General features: G+C 66.0%; 17 protein-coding genes. 11 read left to right on the top strand and 6 right to left on the bottom strand.

All coding sequences use genetic code 11. The features are described 5' to 3' along the window. Window positions 1–45 precede the first annotated feature (45 nt). A complete protein-coding gene (locus tag ABQF30_RS26950; RefSeq protein WP_448469604.1) occupies window positions 46–1,248 on the top strand; it encodes a cytochrome P450 in 1,203 nt (400 codons plus the stop codon). Beyond that, complete coding sequence (locus ABQF30_RS26945; RefSeq protein ID WP_448469602.1) at window positions 1,245–2,318, top strand: phosphotransferase; 1,074 nt, start codon at window positions 1,245–1,247, stop codon at window positions 2,316–2,318. Before ABQF30_RS26950 ends, ABQF30_RS26945 begins: the two co-directional genes overlap by 4 nt. Window positions 2,319–2,350: 32 nt before the next feature. On the opposite strand, the gene ABQF30_RS26940 is transcribed toward ABQF30_RS26945, so the two are convergent. Continuing rightward, entirely contained in the window at window positions 2,351–3,076 is a 726-nt protein-coding gene (locus ABQF30_RS26940; protein ID WP_448469600.1) for a TetR/AcrR family transcriptional regulator, read from the bottom strand. Between the two features lie 111 nt (window positions 3,077–3,187). On the opposite strand from ABQF30_RS26940, the gene ABQF30_RS26935 reads away from it, so the two are divergent. Beyond that, window positions 3,188–4,426: an NAD(P)-binding domain-containing protein gene (locus ABQF30_RS26935; protein WP_448469598.1), complete on the top strand. Its 1,239-nt coding sequence runs from the start codon at window positions 3,188–3,190 to the stop codon at window positions 4,424–4,426. Between the two features lie 28 nt (window positions 4,427–4,454). Next, window positions 4,455–5,192: an SDR family NAD(P)-dependent oxidoreductase gene (locus ABQF30_RS26930; protein ID WP_448469596.1), complete on the top strand. Its 738-nt coding sequence runs from the start codon at window positions 4,455–4,457 to the stop codon at window positions 5,190–5,192. 30 nt (window positions 5,193–5,222) lie between these two features. Here the strand turns inward: ABQF30_RS26930 and ABQF30_RS26925 are convergent, their stop codons facing one another. The 4 genes from ABQF30_RS26925 to ABQF30_RS26910 are packed head-to-tail and all read right to left on the bottom strand — an operon-like array spanning window position 5,223 to window position 9,171. Continuing rightward, window positions 5,223–6,524 (bottom strand): MFS transporter, encoded by a 1,302-nt coding sequence (locus ABQF30_RS26925; protein WP_448469594.1) that lies wholly within the window; start codon window positions 6,522–6,524, stop codon window positions 5,223–5,225. Between the two features lie 9 nt (window positions 6,525–6,533). After that, window positions 6,534–6,836 (bottom strand): hypothetical protein, encoded by a 303-nt coding sequence (locus ABQF30_RS26920; RefSeq protein ID WP_448469592.1) that lies wholly within the window; start codon window positions 6,834–6,836, stop codon window positions 6,534–6,536. After that, window positions 6,833–8,332, bottom strand: coding sequence for a class I adenylate-forming enzyme family protein (locus tag ABQF30_RS26915; protein ID WP_448469590.1), 1,500 nt, complete (start codon window positions 8,330–8,332; stop codon window positions 6,833–6,835). Before ABQF30_RS26915 ends, ABQF30_RS26920 begins: the two co-directional genes overlap by 4 nt. Further along, a complete protein-coding gene (locus ABQF30_RS26910) occupies window positions 8,329–9,171 on the bottom strand; it encodes an SDR family oxidoreductase (protein ID WP_448469588.1) in 843 nt (280 codons plus the stop codon). The genes ABQF30_RS26915 and ABQF30_RS26910 overlap by 4 nt, the downstream gene beginning before the upstream one ends. A 253-nt stretch (window positions 9,172–9,424) precedes the next feature. Here ABQF30_RS26910 and ABQF30_RS26905 point away from each other — a divergent pair, with 253 nt between their 5' ends. The 4 genes from ABQF30_RS26905 to ABQF30_RS26890 are packed head-to-tail and all read left to right on the top strand — an operon-like array spanning window position 9,425 to window position 13,510. Further along, complete coding sequence (locus tag ABQF30_RS26905; protein ID WP_448469586.1) at window positions 9,425–11,002, top strand: methylmalonyl-CoA mutase family protein; 1,578 nt, start codon at window positions 9,425–9,427, stop codon at window positions 11,000–11,002. A 34-nt stretch (window positions 11,003–11,036) separates the two neighbouring features. Then, window positions 11,037–11,435, top strand: a complete 399-nt coding sequence (locus ABQF30_RS26900) for a cobalamin B12-binding domain-containing protein (RefSeq protein WP_448469584.1) — start codon at window positions 11,037–11,039, stop codon at window positions 11,433–11,435. Between the two features lie 60 nt (window positions 11,436–11,495). Beyond that, window positions 11,496–12,452 (top strand): LLM class F420-dependent oxidoreductase, encoded by a 957-nt coding sequence (locus ABQF30_RS26895; protein WP_448469582.1) that lies wholly within the window; start codon window positions 11,496–11,498, stop codon window positions 12,450–12,452. Further along, a complete protein-coding gene (locus tag ABQF30_RS26890) occupies window positions 12,449–13,510 on the top strand; it encodes a CaiB/BaiF CoA transferase family protein (RefSeq protein ID WP_448469580.1) in 1,062 nt (353 codons plus the stop codon). Before ABQF30_RS26895 ends, ABQF30_RS26890 begins: the two co-directional genes overlap by 4 nt. On the opposite strand, the gene ABQF30_RS26885 is transcribed toward ABQF30_RS26890, so the two are convergent. After that, a complete protein-coding gene (locus tag ABQF30_RS26885) occupies window positions 13,507–13,818 on the bottom strand; it encodes a 2Fe-2S iron-sulfur cluster-binding protein (RefSeq protein ID WP_448469579.1) in 312 nt (103 codons plus the stop codon). The two genes, ABQF30_RS26890 and ABQF30_RS26885, sit on opposite strands and share 4 nt — an antisense overlap. Before the next feature lie 115 nt (window positions 13,819–13,933). On the opposite strand from ABQF30_RS26885, the gene ABQF30_RS26880 reads away from it, so the two are divergent. From ABQF30_RS26880 to ABQF30_RS26870, 3 genes are read left to right on the top strand one after another with little or no spacing between them, the layout of a single operon-like run. Beyond that, the gene (locus tag ABQF30_RS26880) at window positions 13,934–15,328 is read left to right on the top strand and encodes a class I adenylate-forming enzyme family protein (RefSeq protein WP_448469577.1); all 1,395 of its coding nucleotides are present in this window, start codon (window positions 13,934–13,936) and stop codon (window positions 15,326–15,328) included. Then, window positions 15,306–16,127 (top strand): acyl-CoA dehydrogenase family protein, encoded by an 822-nt coding sequence (locus tag ABQF30_RS26875; RefSeq protein WP_448469575.1) that lies wholly within the window; start codon window positions 15,306–15,308, stop codon window positions 16,125–16,127. Before ABQF30_RS26880 ends, ABQF30_RS26875 begins: the two co-directional genes overlap by 23 nt. Further along, window positions 16,114–17,211, top strand: coding sequence for an acyl-CoA dehydrogenase family protein (locus tag ABQF30_RS26870; RefSeq protein WP_448469573.1), 1,098 nt, complete (start codon window positions 16,114–16,116; stop codon window positions 17,209–17,211). Before ABQF30_RS26875 ends, ABQF30_RS26870 begins: the two co-directional genes overlap by 14 nt. Window positions 17,212–17,214 lie beyond the last annotated feature (3 nt).

The raw sequence follows: 17,214 nt of genomic DNA, 5'->3' as shown, positions 1-17,214 counted from the left end.
ATCCGTGTGTAAACTCCGCTCTCGAACACAGAGAGGCGGATTTTCGTGACTGTCAGCGCCACCCAAAGCGTGTACTTCGACCCCTACGACGTCGAGATCAATGCCAACCCGTACCCGACGTTCGCCCGTCTACGCGACGAAGCGCCGCTGTACTACAACGAGCAGCACGACTTCTACGCGCTGAGCCGGTTCGCCGACGTCAACAAGGCGCTCATCGACCACGAGACCTTCAGCTCGGCTCGCGGGGCGATCATCGAATTGATCAAGGCCAACATCGACATCCCGTCGGGTGCGCTGATCTTCGAGGACCCGCCGATCCACACCACTCACCGCAAGTTGCTGTCGCGGATGTTCACGCCGCGCAAGATCAACGCTCTCGAACCCAAGATCCGGGAGTTCTGCGCGCAGAGCCTCGATCCCCTGGTAGGCAGCGGCAAATTCGACTTCATCACCGACTTCGGCGCCATCATGCCCATGCGGGTGATCAGCGCGCTGCTGGGCATCCCCGAGGATGACCAGGAGATGATCCGCGACCACGGTAATGAGCAGTTGCGAACCGAGGCAGGCCAGCCCATGAAGGCGGCCAAGGACGGTCTGGTCGACGGTTCGATCTTCGAGACCTACATCGACTGGCGCAAGGACAACCCGTCCGACGACATCATGACCGAGCTGCTCAATGTCGAGTTCACCGACGAGCAAGGTGTGACGCGCAAGCTCACCCGCGAAGAACTCCTGATCTACATCAACGTCGTCGCAGGCGCTGGCAATGAAACCACCACCCGCCTGATCGGCTGGGCGGCAAAGGTTCTGGCCGAGCATCCCGACCAGCGGCGACAGCTCGTCGAGAACCCCGGACTCATCCCGCAGGCGATCGAGGAGCTGCTGCGGTTCGAGCCGCCTGCCCCGCACGTCGCCCGCTACGTCACCCGCGACATCGAGTATTACGGCCAAACCGTGCCGGAGGGCAGCGTGATGATGATGCTCATCGGCGCCGCGGTCCGCGACAGCCGTCAGTTCCCGCCCGACGGTGAGGTTTTCGACATTCACCGCGAACAACGCCAGCATCTGGCGTTCAGCGTCGGCACGCACTTCTGCCTCGGGTCCGCGCTGGCCCGACTCGAGGGCCGAATTGCGTTGGAGGAGATGCTGAAACGCTTCCCGGAATGGGAGGTCGACCTCGACAACGCGGCCCTGTCGCCGACGTCGACGGTCCGGGGCTGGGATTCGATGCCGGCGTTCGTCCGATGACCGCGGCAGTGACGGTTCCGAAGGACTGGGCAGAGATCACCCCCGGGTGGCTGACGGCGGCGCTGGCCGACCACCACCCGGATGCGGTTGTCGACGCGGTGACCGTCGAGATGCGCGACGACGGCACGAACCGCCGGGCGCGCCTATCGGTTACGTACTCATCGGGTGCTGGGCCGGCCACCGTGTTCGCCAAGGCGGTCGACCCCGGCCACAAGGAGATGATCAAGTACACCAGCGGCCTGCTGCACGAGCCCAGGCTGTTCAACTCCAAAGTTGAGCTCCCGCTCGAACATCCGACGGTGTACGCCGCACCGATCGATGAGGCCGACGAGGATTTCGTGCTCGTCATGGAAGACCTCACCGCCCGCGGCGCTGACCCGCGCGACGCCACCCGGCCACTGACCGTCGAGCAGGCGGCCAACGGGGTGCGCGGCCTGGCCCGCATGCACGGTGCGTTCTGGGGCGAGCGCGTGCAGCGTCCCGGCCTGGAATGGCTGGAGCCGTTCGTGCCGTGGGACGGCATGCAGTGGGCGCCTTTGCCTGCGGCGCTGGAACGCCTCGGCGACGACGCGCCGGAATCGGTGCATGCGCTGACCATCGACCATCTGGTGGAAGGCATTTGGAAGCCTTTCATCGGCACCCTCACCTCGCCCGGTACCGCGCAGACGCTGTTGCACGGTGATCCGCACATCGGCAACACTTACGTGTTGCGCGACGGCGACGTCGGTTTCCTCGATTGGCAGGTGGCCCGCCACGGCAACTTCTCGTTGGATCTCGGCTACTTTCTGCAGGGCGCGTTGACCACCGAGGATCGACGTCTGTGCGAGCGTGAGCTTCTTGAGGAGTATCGCGACGCACTCGGACTACCGGCTGACCAACTTCCGTCGGCTGACGAGATCTGGCTGCGCTACCGAGCGTCGGTAGCGCACGGCCTGATGACCTGGCTGGCCACCGCCAGCGCAGGGGAGCTGTGGCAGCGGCCGGACATCGCTTTGGCGCTGGCCCAACGTTATTCGGCGGCCTATGAGGATCTGCAGACCGTGGCTGCGATCGCCGACCTGGCGGGTTAACGCCGTCCGCCAGACCGACCTAATGGTCGTTGTCAGTCGAGTTCTTCGACCATTGCGTCGCTTTCGAGGGAGTCGGGGTCGACGACGGCCGCGATGATGCGGTCGACGGCCGTCGGCGGGGGATACGTTGGGCCCGAGCCGGTTTCGCGGGCCACCACGAGGTCCAGCAGCCCGTCGGCGAGCTCGAGCAGGTCCTCGGTCGAGCCGCTCATCGCGAAGCTGTGCTGCACCGACACCATGCCGTGTAGCCCCGTCCACAGAGTGTGCGCGGCCTGGTGCACGGGCAGCGCCAGCGCGTATCCGGCGTCGGCCGATGCGGTCAGGCCCGCACGCAGCAGCCCCGACACCTGACGGGCGGGGTGGCTGCCGAGTCGTTCGGGATCGACGATGGGCTGACGCACCTGGTACATCAACCGGTAGTGCCCCGGATTGTCGAGGGCGAACCGGCAGTAGGCGTGTACCTGCGCCCGCAGTTTCTCCCTGGGCCCGGCGGCTGCCGCAGCCAGGCCCGCGGCCGACATCTGCTGGGCCAATTGGCTGTACTTGTCGGCTAGCGCCGCCCAGACGAGCTCAGCCTTGTCGGAGAAATGCAGATAGATACTGGGTGCGGCGACGCCCACTTCCTGCGCCACGGCACGCATGGTCAGTTTCTCGTCGCCGCCCCATCGGTCCAGCAGCCGGTTGACGGCGTCGAGGATCTCCGCGCGCAGTTGATCGCCCTGGCCGCGGCGGCTGCGGCGGCGTGGTGTGGCACTCACCTTGTTGTTAGATGTGCTAGGAATCACGAGCGCAAACTCCCTTGTGGTGGCCGATCAGGCGATAGCCTCATCTTAGGTGAACTTAGTTAGGTTATGGCCGAAGGGTTGAAGATGAGCATCGAAGTACAGGGAACCGACCCGCAGCGGTGTGCACCGCGCGCCGGCGTCATCGGGCTTGGCATGATCGGCGGCGGCGTTGCCGTGAGCTTGGCTCGCAGCGGACGCAACCCGCTGGTCTACGACATCCGGTCCGACGCCGCCGAAGGGCTCGACGGTGTGCCGGCAGCCGAGGCATCTCCGGCAGACGTCGCCCGCGAAAGCGATGTCGTGCTGGTCGCGGTCGTCGACGCCGAACAGGTGCGGGCGGTGCTGAACGGTCCCGACGGAGTGCTGGCAGGCGCTCGCCCCGGGCTGATCGTGGTGCTGCTGTCCACGGTCGCCGTTCCCGAGGTGCACGCGCTGGCGCAGCTGTGCGCGACCGCCGGAGTGGCCCTGTTGGATTGCGGTGTCACGCCGGGCAACCTGGCCGCGCACAACGGCCTGGTGGCGATGGTCGGCGGTGACGATCACACGGTGCGGCGCGCGATGCCGGTGCTGAACGACTTCGCCAAGAAGGTCGTGCACTGCGGGCCACTGGGAGCCGGGATGGCCACCAAGATCGCCCGCAACGTCGTGACGTACGGAACCTGGCGCGTGATGCATGAGGCCGCCGAGTTGGCGTCCTCGGCCGGTGTCGATCCGGCCACCTTGAAGACGGTGATCGAGGAGGCCGACCCGGACGGCGCCACCATGTTCACCCTGCTGGGCCGTTCGGAGGAGACCAAAGCCTTTGCCCCGCAGATGTTGCGGCTTATGGACAAGGACCTCGCCGCGGCCCAGGAGTTGGCCGCCGACGGCGACGTCGAGGTCCCGGTGGTCGATGTGACCCGTTCACACGGCACCGACACCCTTGGTGTTGAGGAGGAAAAGCCCAGCGACAAGACCGAACTCGGCCTGGCGATGATGGGTGCCGTGTACGGCAAACAGGTCGCCGATTCCATCCCGGCCCAGCGCACCCCGGCGCTGGAGAAGACCGTGGATCATCTGTTCGGTGAGATCTGGAGCCGGCCGGGCCTGTCCATCCGTGACCGCCGCCTGCTGGTGATGGGTGCGACGGCCATGCTGGGCCGCACCGACCTCATCGAGGTACAGGTCGGTGGCGCGCTGGCCAACGACGAGCTGACCGCCGAGGAACTGCGCGAAGCCGTGCTCCAGCTGTACTACTACGTCGGTTGGGGCAACGGGACCGCCCTGGAGCGTGGCGTGGAATCCGCCCTGGCCGCACACGAGAACTCGAAACTGGCCTCCTGAAACCTGCCGGGCCCTTAACCTGTCGGTCATGACAGGTGTGGTGGTAACAGGAGCGGCATCCGGGATCGGCCGGGCCAGCGCGGAAGCGCTGATCGCCGAGGGTCGACGGGTTGCGTTGTGGGACATCGCGCCTGAGGTGAAAGCGGTGGCCGAGGAGTTGGGCATGCCGTCGACGGTGATCGACGTCTGTGACACCGATGCGCTGTCTGCAGCAGTGGATGAGACGGCCCGCTCGCTCGACGGCATCGACGGCCTTGTCCATGCCGCAGGTCGGGTCATCCCGGAACCGGTCGGTGCCTATACGCAGGAATCCTGGGATGCCGTTCTCGACGTGAATCTGCGTGCCCAGGCGCTGCTGGTGCAGTTGCTGTTGCCGCATCTGCAGCAATGCGCGGCCGATGGTGGGGCGCCGGCGGTGGTCGGCATCTCCAGCATCGAAGGCCTGGCCGCCAACCCGTTCATTCCGGCCTACTGCGCATCCAAGGCCGGGCTTCTCGGCATGACGCGGTCGATGGCTGCGCAGTTGGGTCCGTTGGGGATTCGCATCAACGCGGTATGCCCGGGCTTCATCCACACGCCGATGCTGCAGATCGCGTTGGACGTCGAGGAGGTCCGCGTCGGCTTCGAAGAGGCCGCACCGTTGGGCCGGCTCGGCCAGCCGGACGAGGTCGCAGCGGCGGTGGCGTTCCTGATGTCACCGAAGGCGTCGTTCGTCACCGGGACCTATCTGGTGGTCGACGGCGGAGTGACCAGCCGTCACGCCTAGCCCGTTGACCCTGTGCGCCGAGGGTGTGGCTTACTCGGCCTTTTGCGCCACCAGTGCAGTCTCAACGGCGGTTCGGCGATCTGACGGCAACAGGCTGACGCTCACCACCGAAACCGCCGATACTGCAACCAGATACCACGCAATGGCGGCACTGGAGTGGGTCGAGGCGTACAGCGCCGCGGCGATCGTCGGGGCGAACGCCGAGCCCAGCACCTGTGAAAGGGTGTACCCGATGGACACGCCGCTGTAGCGCACGTCGGTGTCGAACACCAAGCTGAACAACGCCCCGGTGACCCCGGCTGCCGGGGCCATCGCCAGGCCGAACACCAGCACCAGTGCCACCCCGAACAGCAGCGGGTTGCCGGTGTCGATCAGCGCGAACACCGGGAACACCGAGGCCGCCATGAGCACAACGCCGACCAGGAACAGTCGCTTACGGCCGACCGAATCCGACCATGCGCCGAACATCGGATAAGCCACAACCGCAACCAACGCCGCGACGAACACCCCGAAAAGTGCGGCGGTACGGTCGATTCCGACGGCTGTGGTCGCATAGGACACCAGATACGCCACGCAGATGTAGGCGAACACACCCTGGGACAGGTAGGCCCCGGCCACCAGGACGATCCGCCGCCAGTGCCTGCGGAACGCCTCGACGATGGGCAATCGGGTGACCGCCGAGTTGTGCACGACCGCAGTGAATTCCGGGCTCTCGGTGAGTTTGAGTCGGATCACGAGGCCGATGATGATCAGCACCGCGCTGAACAGGAACGGCAATCGCCAACCCCACGACAGGAACTGTTCGTCGGGCAGTTGGGACACCAGAAAGAATGCCAGCGTGGCTGATGCGGTCCCGGCGGGCGCTCCCATCTGTGGGAAGGCGCCGTAGAACCCGCGGCGGCCGGTCGTGGCGTGCTCGACGGCCATCAGCGTCGCACCGCCCCATTCGCCGCCGACGGCGAACCCTTGGCACAGCCGCAGCAGCGTGAGCAGGAGCGGCGCCAGCAGCCCGATCTGGGAGTAAGTAGGCAGTGCCCCGATCAGCACGGTCGAAATCCCCATGCCGACAAGGGAGTAGACCAGCATCCGCTTGCGGCCGATACGGTCACCGAAGTGCCCGAACACGATGCCCCCCAACGGCCGGGCGATGAACCCGACGCCGAAGGTCGCGAACGACAGCAGTACGCCGGCAGCGGGCGAGGCCTGCGGGAAGAACAGTTTCGGGAAGACCAGCGCCGCAGCTGTCCCGTAGATCAGGAAGTCGTAGAACTCGACGGTTGTGCCGATGAAGCTGGCCACCGCGACCCGCAGCGGGGACACCCGCGTGGCCATGCTGCGGGGCTAGTCGCTGGCCGGAAGCGGCTTGGCCTCTTTGAGGCTCAACGCGATGGCCCCGATCGACAGGGTGCCTGCGCCGGCCTTCGTGACGAGCACCTCGGCGCCGTTGTCGTCGACGTAGCGCTTGCCCATCAGGTTGCCCTCGGCGAATGCGGGGTCCAACGATGCGCTCGAATCCTTTTGCCCGTCCAGCGGAACCATCGGCACCCCGCCGGCGCGCAGATCGTCGAGGCTGTCGGCGCTACGCACGACGATCACCTGGGTGTCACACACCTGGCTCTGTAGACGGGTGCCGTTCTTGATCACGCTGACTCCTTCGAGACGGGCTGCAGTTCGTCAACCAGTTGGCGGCGCAGCACTTTTCCGGTGGCGTTGGTGGGCAGTTCGTCGCGGAACACGACGCGGTCGGGGGTGCGCGATCCGCGTAGCTGCTTGCGCACATGCTCACGAAGCTGGTCGGGGTCGGGTGAGGCACCCTCGGCCGGTACCACGACGGCGACGATGATCTGGCCCCATTGCGGGTCCTCGGGCCCCACGACCGCCACGTCACGGACGTCAGGGTGTTCGACCAGGACGTCTTCGATCTCGGCGGGCGCGATGTTCTCACCGCCGCGGATTATCGTGTCGTCGGAGCGGCCGCCGATGAACAGGTAGCCGTCCTCGTCAAGCATCGCAACGTCTTTGGTGGGGAACCAGCCGTCGGCGTCGAGCACCGATCCGATCTCGGAGTAGCGGCCCGATACCTGCTCGCCGCGTACGAACAATTCACCGGTCTCGCCGGGCCCGAGCACGGTGCCGTCGTCGGCGCGGATCTGTGCCTCGATGCCGGGCACCACCTGGCCCACCGATCCGAGCCGCCGAGCCACGGCCGCATCGTCGGCGCCCAGCGCCGCCCGGTGGTCGTCGGGTCCGAGAACCGCGATGGTGGAACTTGTTTCGGTGAGCCCGTAGGCGTTGACGAAGCCAACCCCGGGCATCAGCTGCAACGCCTTGCGCACCAGAGGCAGCGCGACTTTGGAGCCGCCGTAGGCGAGGTTGCGTAGCGTGGACAGTTCGCCGTTGTCCGTTTCCAGCGCGGTGACGATGCGGTCCAGCATGGTCGGCACCACGGTGGCGGACGTGACGCCCTCGGTGCGCACCAGATCAACCCACTTGTCCGCGTCGAAGTGCCGCAGGTACACCATCTTTCGGCCGGCGTAGAGATTCGACATGGCCGCGCTCACACCCGCGATGTGATAGGGCGGGACACAGATCAGCGCGGCGTCTTCGGATGCGGCCGAATCGAATTCGACTGTTGCGGTGATGTAGCTGGTGAGGTTGTTGTGGGTGAGCTCGACGGCCTTGGGCCGCGAGGTGGTGCCGGAGGTGAACAGCACCACCGCGACGGCGTCGGGGTCGGCGAACTCGGACGCCGGCTCGGCTTGACGGGCCGCGGCAAGAAACTCTTCGGACGTGATGACCTGCTTGCCCGCTCCGGCGACGACGTCGGCGTACTCGGCGTCGGCCACCACGAGCGGTTCGGGTAGCCGATCGATGAGCTCACGCAGGCCGTCGGCACTCAACCGGTAGTTCAGCGGCGTAAACGGCACCGCGGCACGGGCCGAGGCGAACAGCAGCAGCGGGAGCAGGACACCGCCGGTCCCGACATAGGCGACATGCGCCGCGCCGGACTCGGTGATGACACCGGCGCCGCCGTCGGCCAGCGCGCTCAATTCCCCGGCGCTGAGGCGGACGTCGTCGGAGACCACCGCGGTGCGGTCGGGGTTGCTCGACGCCATCTCGAGCAGCAGCGAGATACTCATAGGCCTTGTCCCGGTGCGTCGACGAAGATGTCGATGATCGGATTGTCCCCGCCACCGTATCGGGACAGGTCGTCCATGCCGCCGGCTTTGAGGACCTCGGAGTCGATGAAGCACTGACCGGTGACCTCTGTGGCCGCGCGGGACAGGATCTCGACGGCTGCGTCGGCCATGATCTCGGGGCTGCGCGACCGGTTCACCATCTCCTCGCCGTCGGCCAGGTTGGTCACCGCGGAGGTCGCGATGTAGGTCTCCGGCCACAGGCAGCTGAACCCGATGTCCGGATACTCGGCCGCCCATCCCAGCGACAACAGCGTCATCCCGTACTTCGACAACGTGTAGCTCGGATGAGCGCCCAGCCAGTACGGGTTCATGTTCAGCGGCGGGGCCAGCGTCAGCACCTGCGGGTTGGTCGATGTGCGCAGATGGGGCAGCGCGGCCTTGGTGAGAAGGAACGTGCCGCGGACGTTGATGTCCATCATCAGATCGAACTTCTTGGCGGACAATGCCTCGGTCGGTTCGGTGGCGATGGCGCTGGCGTTGTTGACGACGATGTCGACCCCGCCGAAGTGCCCGACCGCGGTGTCGATTGCGCGTGCGACGTCCTCTTCTTTGCGCACATCACCAACCACAGCGACGGCCTTGCCGCCTGCTGCCTCGACGTCGGCGACAGCGGTGTGGACGGTGCCGGGAAGTTTGGGATGGGGCTCGGCGGTCTTGGCCAGCAGCACCACATTCGCCCCGCGACGGGCTGCGCCGAGCGCGATGGCCAGCCCGATGCCACGGCTGCCGCCTGACACGACCAGCGTGCGATCGGTGAATGATTCCTGCTGGCTGGACATGTGCCTCCTCGTCGGCGCGGCGTGAGCTGACACGCCGCAGTCAACCGTAACTGAATGGTATTGGCATTCTCATTTTTCGCAAGTGTCGTAATCATAAGGTGCCTGCGCGGGCGATTCGGGCCCGAGCTGATCTGTCGGGGTCTGTGGAGGCGTCGCTCGGCATGCAGGTCGGAACGCTCCCCGCCAGTACACGGCACACATTTCCACGGTGCGGTATTGGCATTCTCATTTTTGGCAAGTACGTTATCGAGTGATGAGCGACGACGTAGAGACCCCATCGGGCATCCCGCTGCGGCCTGTATACGGCCCGGATGACCGGGCCGGCGAACCTCCCGCGCCCGGCACCTATCCCTTCACGCGTGGCAACTTCGCCTCCGGCTACCGCGGCAAGACCTGGACCTTCCGGCAGTACTCGGGCTTCGGCACCGCCGAGGAATCCAACCGTCGGTACCGGTACCTCTTGGACCAGGGCGGGACGGGGCTGTCTGTCGCGTTGGACCTGCCCACCCAGTGTGGCTATGACTCCGACGACGAGGAGTACGGGGAAGAAGTCGGTCGAGTGGGCGTTGCGGTCGACACCCTCGCCGATGCCGAAATCCTGTTCGAGGGCATCCCGCTGGACAAGATCAGCACCAGTTTCACGATCAACGGGACGGCCGCCATCCTGCTGGCGTTCTACGTCGCGGCGGCCGAAAAGAAGGGCGTGCCGCGCGAGAAGCTCACCGGCACCATCCAGAACGACATCCTCAAGGAATACGCCTCCCGCGGCACCTGGATCTGGCCGCCCGAGCCGTCGCTGCGCCTGATCGCGGACACCATCGAGTTCTGTGCCGCCGAGGTGCCGCGGTTCAACGCGATCTCGGTTGCGGGTGCGCATTTCCGCGACGCCGGTGCCAATGCCGTGCAGGAGATGGCGTTCACGCTGGCCGATGGCGTCACGTACTGCGACACGGTGGTCGAACGCGGCCGCATGACGATCGACAAGTTCGCTCCACAGATCTCCTTCTTCTTCTACACCCACGGCGATTTCTTCGAAGAGATCGCCAAGTATCGGGCGGGCCGACGTCGGTGGGCGACGATCGTGCGCGAGCGTTACGGCGCCACGACGGACAAGGCCTCGATGTTCCGGTTCGGGTGTGTGGCGGGCGGCGCCTCGCTGTACGCACCGCAGGCGCAGAACAATCTCGTCCGCGTGGCCTACGAGGCGCTCGCGGCGGTGCTCGGCGGCGTGCAGTCGATGTTCACCGCGGCCTGGGATGAGCCATTCGCGCTGCCCAGTGAGGAATCGGCCACGCTGGCGCTGCGCACCCAGCAGATCCTGGCCTACGAAACCGGTGTGGCGAAGGTCGCCGATCCGCTGGGCGGGTCGTACTTCGTCGAGGCGCTCACCGACGCCACCGAAGAGAAGATCATCGAGATCATGCACGATCTCGAGGCTCACGGCGGCATGGTCCGCTGCATCGAGGACGGCTATCTGCAGGGCCTCATCGCCGATGAAGCGTTCAAGATCCACCAGGAGGTCGAATCGGGGGAGCGGCCCGTCGTCGGGGTGAACAAATTCGTCGTCGAGGAGCCGGCACCGGACCTCGCCACCTACGAACTCGACGCGGAGGGCCGTGACAAACAACTCAAGCGGCTGGCGAAAGTCAAGGCCGAACGTGACGGTGTCGCAGTGAAGGAAGCTCTGGCCGCACTGGCCCGCGCCGCCGAAGGTGACGGCAACCTGATGCACAACCTGATCGACTGCGCGAACGCGTATTGCACAGTGGGAGAGATGGTGTCGACATTGAAATCGGTGTGGGGCGAGTTTCAGCAGCCGGTGGTTTTCTGATGAGCGCTTGCGCGAAGAAGAGAGGGCTTGAGTAGTGAACATTCGTGTGCTGGTCGCCAAGCCCGGCCTAGACGGTCATGACCGCGGCGCCAAGATCGTCGCGCGCACGTTGCGCGACGCCGGATTCGAAGTCATCTATACCGGCATCCGGCAGCGTATCGAGGACATCGTCTCGATCGCGTTGCAGGAAGACGTTGCGGTGGTCGGCCTTTCGATCCTGTCCGGCGCGCACGTGGCGCTGACCACCCGAACGGTCGACGCCTTGCGGGCGGCCGACGCAGGCGACATCGCAGTGGTCGTCGGCGGCACCATCCCGCAGAGCGACGTGCAGAAACTGCTGGACGCCGGCGCCGCCGCCGTGTTCCCGACGGGCACGGCGCTGGATACTTTGGTGACCGAGGTGCGTGCTCTGACTGAGAAGGTGGGCTCATGAGACTGGGCGGGCGAAGCAGGGGTGGGAAATGAGACTGGGCGGGCGAAGCAGGGGTGGGCAATGAGACTGGGCGTGATGATCGGGGCCGAGCGTGGCGACATGGCCCGCAAGGTCAACAAGCTGGCGGCTGATATCCAGTGGGCGGAGGCCGCCGGCCTGGACAGTGCGTGGATGCCGCAGGTGCCCGACGACTTCGATGCGCTCACGATGGTGACGCTGATGGCAGCACACACGTCGACGATCGAGCTCGGCACCGCCGTTGTGCCGCTGCAGGCTCAGCATCCGATTGCCCTTGCACGGCAGGCACTGTCGACGCATGCCGTCGCCGAGGGCCGATTGGCGTTGGGCGTGGGGCCGTCGCACCACTGGATCATCCGCGACATGCTGGGGTTGCCGTACGAGAAGCCGGCTTCATACACCCGCGACTACCTCGAGGTGCTGGGTGCCGCGCTGGCCGGGCCTGGTCCGGTGGACGTCGAAAACGACACCTTCACCGTGCACAATCCGACTGCCCTGGGTGCCGAGACACCGATGCCGGTGCTGGTCGCTGCGCTGGGGCCGGTCATGTTGCAGATCGCCGGCGAATTCGCTGACGGCACGGTGCTGTGGATGGCAGACGAGAAGGCCATTGGCGAGCACATCGCACCCAAGATCAACAAGGCCGCCGCGCAGGCGGGCCGGCCCGCGCCACGCATCGTGGCCGGCATCCCGGTGTGCCTGTGTGCCAACTCGGAGATCGATGCCGCCAAGGAGCGCGCCAACCGGATCCTCGCCGAGGCGGAAACCTCGCCGAACTACCAGAAGCTGTTGGATCGCGGCGATGCCCGCAATGTCGGAGATCTGTGCGCGGCCGGCGATGAAGATGCAATCTTGGCGCGGTTCAAGCAGTTTGCCGACGCCGGGGTGACGGATCTGTCGGTGCGGCTGCTGCCGATCGGGGACAACCGCGACGAGCTGATCGCGTCGAAGTACCGGACGCGTGAGGTGATTGCGGAACTCGCCAAGCAGGTCTCATGACAGGTCCGCTCGCCGGCATCCGCATCATCGAGGTCGGTGTCATGCTCGCCGGCCCGTACGCCACCATGATGCTGGCCGACCTGGGCGCCGAGGTGATCAAGGTCGAGCCACCCGGTGGTGAGATCTCTCGGCAGGTCAGCGACAGCTATTTCGCGAGCCTCAACCGGGGCAAGCGCAGTCTGTGCCTGGATCTCGCGTCGGAGGCTGGTCAGGCGAAACTCGGTGAGCTGGTGGCAGATTCGCATGCGCTGCTGGTGAACATGAAACCGTCGGTCATCCGTCGGCTCGGCCTGACGTATGAACAACTGCGGCGCTTCAACGAGCAGATCGTGTGTGTGGCGATGACGGGGTTCGGGCTCGACGGCGGCGACGACCCGGCCTTCGACTACGTGATCCAGGCCGCGACCGGGGTGGCGGCGATGACCGGTGATCCGGACGGCCCGCCCACGCTGCCGGGTTACTCCTCCGCAGACAACTCGACCGGGCTGACGGCCGCGCTGGGCCTGCTGGCGATGATCGTCTCGGGCCGCGGCGGCCAGGTCGACATCTCACTGCGCGACGTCATGCTGTCGCAGTTGAACTACCGGGCGTCGGCGTACCTCAATGACGGGACTGAGCCGCGTCGCCATCCGTTCGGTGCGCACTCCTATTACGTTCCCGCGCAACTTTTTTCGACGGCACAGGGCTATCTGGCACTGTTCATCACCCATGACGGGTTCTGGAAGGCATTCGCCGCGGAAGCGGGGGTAGCGGGGTTCGTCACGATGGCCGAGCGGGCTGCGCGGCGTGACGAGGTCCTCGACCTGGTGATCACCGCGCTGGCGGCGGACACGGCGATCGGCTGGGAAGCCAGGCTGAAGCCGCTGGGTATTCCCGCCGCGGCGGTGCGCACGCTGCCTGAGGCGCTGACGGACACTCCGGAGGCACTCGTCACCGCGGGTGAGTTCCGGTTGGTGGGCAGTCCGATTCACGTCGAGGGCTATACGCCTGACTACCGGCCTGCGCCGGCGTTCGACGAATTTGCCGGCGAACAGTCGTCGGCTCAGGCTCCCGCTTAATCCTCGTCGTACGAGACCATCACCGTGTCGCAGTCCGGAACCGCCTGGCACGTCAGTACATATCCGTCGGCGACTTCGTCGTCGTCCAACGCGTCGTTGACGCGCATGGTGGCGCTGCCCTCGATCAGCTTGGCCATGCAGGTACCGCAGTTGCCGGCTTCGCAGGAGAACGGAGGCGTCATACCGGCGCGGCGTGCGCTGTCCAACAGCGTTTCACCCTGCCTGCGAGGGACCGACGCTTGTTCGCGGTCGAACACGATTGTGACCTTCCCGCCGGTTTCGTCGGCGGGCATCGGTTCTGCCGTCATGAGACTCTCCTGTGCACTATCATTCTGACTGAGCGAGAATACCATTCTCTTTAAATGATAGTATCTTCTCAAGTGTTCTCAAGCGGTCTGGGTTCTCGGGAAGGGGTTGCGACTCTTGACTGACGTCGAAACTGCTCCTCGCGTGCGCGGCACCGTCCTCGCCTTCGAGGAGCGGGAGTACACGCTCGCCGAACTCGACGCGCTGACCAGTGGAATGGCCACGACGCTTGAGCATCGCGGGATTCGCCCGGGCGATCGCGTCGCCATCATGTCGTCGAACCGGCCGGAATTCGTCGTGGCACTGCGGGCGATCTGGCAGCTCGGTGCCGCAGCGGTGTTGATCAGCCCGGCCTGGAAGGCCGCCGAGGTCGCACATGCGCTGGCGCTCACCGGGCCGACCCACGCCATCGGCGATCATGACGTGCTCGCCGAGCAGATGCCTATGCTGCACCTGAACGAGCCGATCACACCGGGGCAGCGGCAATTCGAACCGCCTGACCCCGATGCCGACGCGCTGTTGGTGTTCAGTTCCGGAACCACCGGGATGCCCAAGGCGGTCCGGCACACCCACCGCGGTTTCGCGGCCGCGATCGAGCACTGGCGGGACGCTTTGGGGCTGACGTCGGCCGATCGCATGCAGATCATGACGCCGCCCTCGCACATCCTCGGCCTGCTCAACATCGCGATGGTGCTCGACACCGGTGCCTGGATGCGGCTGCACCGCCGTTTCGACGTCGATGAGATGCTGCGTCACATCGAGTCCGACCGGATCACCATCGAAATGGCTGTGGCGCCAATCGCGTTGGCCCTGGCCGCCCATCCCGAGCTGGAGAGTTTCGACCTGTCATCGCTGCGTTACGTCATGTGGTGTGCCACGCCGGTGACGCGAAGCGTCGCCGAGGCGGTCACCGAGCGCGCGGGGGTGCGCTGGTTGACGGCCTACGGCACCACCGAACTCCCTGTGATCGCGTGCAATCCGCTCACCGGTACCAGGATCGAGACCGTCGGGACCCCCGTGCGCGGGGTGAGCGTGCGGATCGGCGACGACGGCGAGATCCAGGTGCGTTCGGACTCGGTGATGGCCGGCTATCTGCCGAAGGGCGCGACCGCAGAGGCATTCTGCGACGGCTGGTACCGCACGGGCGATATCGGCCACCTGGACGACGACGGATTCCTGCACATCACGGACCGCTCCAAGGAGATGGTCAAGGTCCGTGGCTTTCAGGTCGCCCCCGCCGAGATCGAGGCGGTGCTGCACAGCCACCCGGCGGTAACCGACTGCGCGGTGTTCGGCGAACCACACCCGGCGAACGGGGAGTCCATCGTCGCGGCCGTGGCGACCAGTTCTGCGGTGTCCGCCGAAGAACTCATCGACCTTGTCGGTGACCGGCTGGCGTCGTACAAGCGGCCCAGCCGCGTGGAGTTCGTACCCGAAATACCCCGCTTACCTTCCGGGAAGGTATTGCGACGAGTGCTCAAGGAGCGGCATGGATGTTCGTCTGACGGCTGAACAGCAGCAGCTGCGAGAAGCCGCAGCGAAACTGGCCGACGATCTGGGACCGGGTTCGGTCCACGATGTGTCGGATGAAGGCCGGCTTGGCCGGTTGGAAAGCACGGTCGCCGCCACCGAGTGGCGCACTCTGCGCTCCGACGGTGCCTCCGGTGTGGAGGTGGCGATAGTCGCCGAGGAGTTCGGCCGAGGACTGGTCGACGTGCCGTTCCTCGGTCCGGTGCTCACCGACGATCTCAGCCACCGGCTCGGGCGTGAGCTGGCGGTCGGGAGCAATGAGGCCGCGACCGCCGGCGTCGACCTGACCCGGAGCACCGTAGGTGTGGTTTACGCACCCGTGGAGCTCGGTGAGTTGGCGGCCGACGACGCGTCGCGTTGGCACGCGTTGGCGCTCGCGGCGACGTCGGCGGACCTCGTCGGGGCCGCGCGTGGGGCGCACGCCCTGGCAGTCGACTACGCGAAAGTCCGTGAGCAGTACGGCTCGACGATCGGGTCGTACCAGGCCGTCGCGCACTTGCTCGCCGAAGGGCTGGCCCTGATCGAGGGTTCGATCAGCGTGCTACGACACGCGGCGTGGGCGGTCGACGAGCTGCCCGCCGAAGAAGCGGTGCGGGCCGGGCGGATCGCCAAGATCTACTGTGCCCGGGCCGCTCGTACGGTGTGTGAGACCGCGATCCAGGTGCACGGCGGCATCGGAAACACCTGGGAATGCCTGGCGCACGTGTACCTGCGGCGAGTGTTGACCGCGACTGAGTCGTGGCCTGTTGGATTGGAGGACATCGATCTTGGACTTTCGTGATTCACCCGAGGAAGCGGCATTCCGGGACCGGCTGCGGGCGTGGTTGGCCGACAACGCTGCGTCGTTCAAGGCGTCCGGTGACGATTACTGGACCCTGCAAGGGCAATGGCACCAAGCCCTCTATGCCGCAGGGTTTTTCGGTACGTCGTGGCCCAAGGAGTTCGGCGGTCAGGAGCTGCCTCCCGTCTACGACGTGATCGTCGACGAGGAGCTGGCCCGTGCCGGAGCCCCGCCCCGGCCCAGCCTCGGTTACCTGGTCGTCGGGCTGGGTCACCACGGCAGCAAGGAACTGCAGCAACGTTTTCTGCCCGGCATGATCAACGGGACAGAGCGCTGGTGCCAAGGCTTTTCGGAGCCCGGCGCCGGCTCGGATCTGGCGTCGCTGACCACAACGGCAACGCGTGACGGCGACAACTACATCATTCACGGCCACAAGATCTGGACGAGTTACTCCGATGTGGCTGACTGGTGTCTGGTGCTCGCCCGCACGGACAAGGATGTCAAGCGGCACAAGGGTATTTCGGCGTTCATCGTCTCGATGCACCAGGACGGCATCGAGCAGCGGCCGCTGCAGATGATCAACGGCGTCACCACCGAGTTCGGTCAGGTGGCCTTCGACGGCGCTGTCGTGCCGGCCTCGCAGATGGTCGGCGCGCCGGGCGAAGGCTGGGCGCTGGCGATGACCGTGGTGAGCCACGAACGCGAACCGTCGACCCTGGGTTACTCCGCGCGGTACGGAAAGCTCGTGCGGGAGATGGCTGCTCGGGTGGATGCTGCGCAAGCCAAGGCGCCCGAGGATCTGGCTTGGGCTGCGGTGCAGGCCGAAATGCTTCGGCTGCATGTGCGTCGTCGACTTTCCGAACAGCTGGACGGTATCAACCACGGCCCGCAGGGCTCGCTGGACAAGCTGCTCATGACGTGGGTCGAGCAGTCCGTCGGGCACGCGGCGTTGGCGGTTACGGGCACTAAGGACCCCGAGCTGCTCAGCGCCTACCTGTACAGCCGCGCGCAGAGCGTCATGGGTGGCACGTCACAGATCCAGAAGAACATCATCGCTTCGCGAATCCTCGGACTGGGAGTTTAGTCA

This window comes from Mycolicibacterium sp. XJ870 (assembly GCF_053483975.1).
Note: the sequence above shows the minus strand (reverse complement) of the source record. Positions and strands in the feature narration are given on the sequence as shown.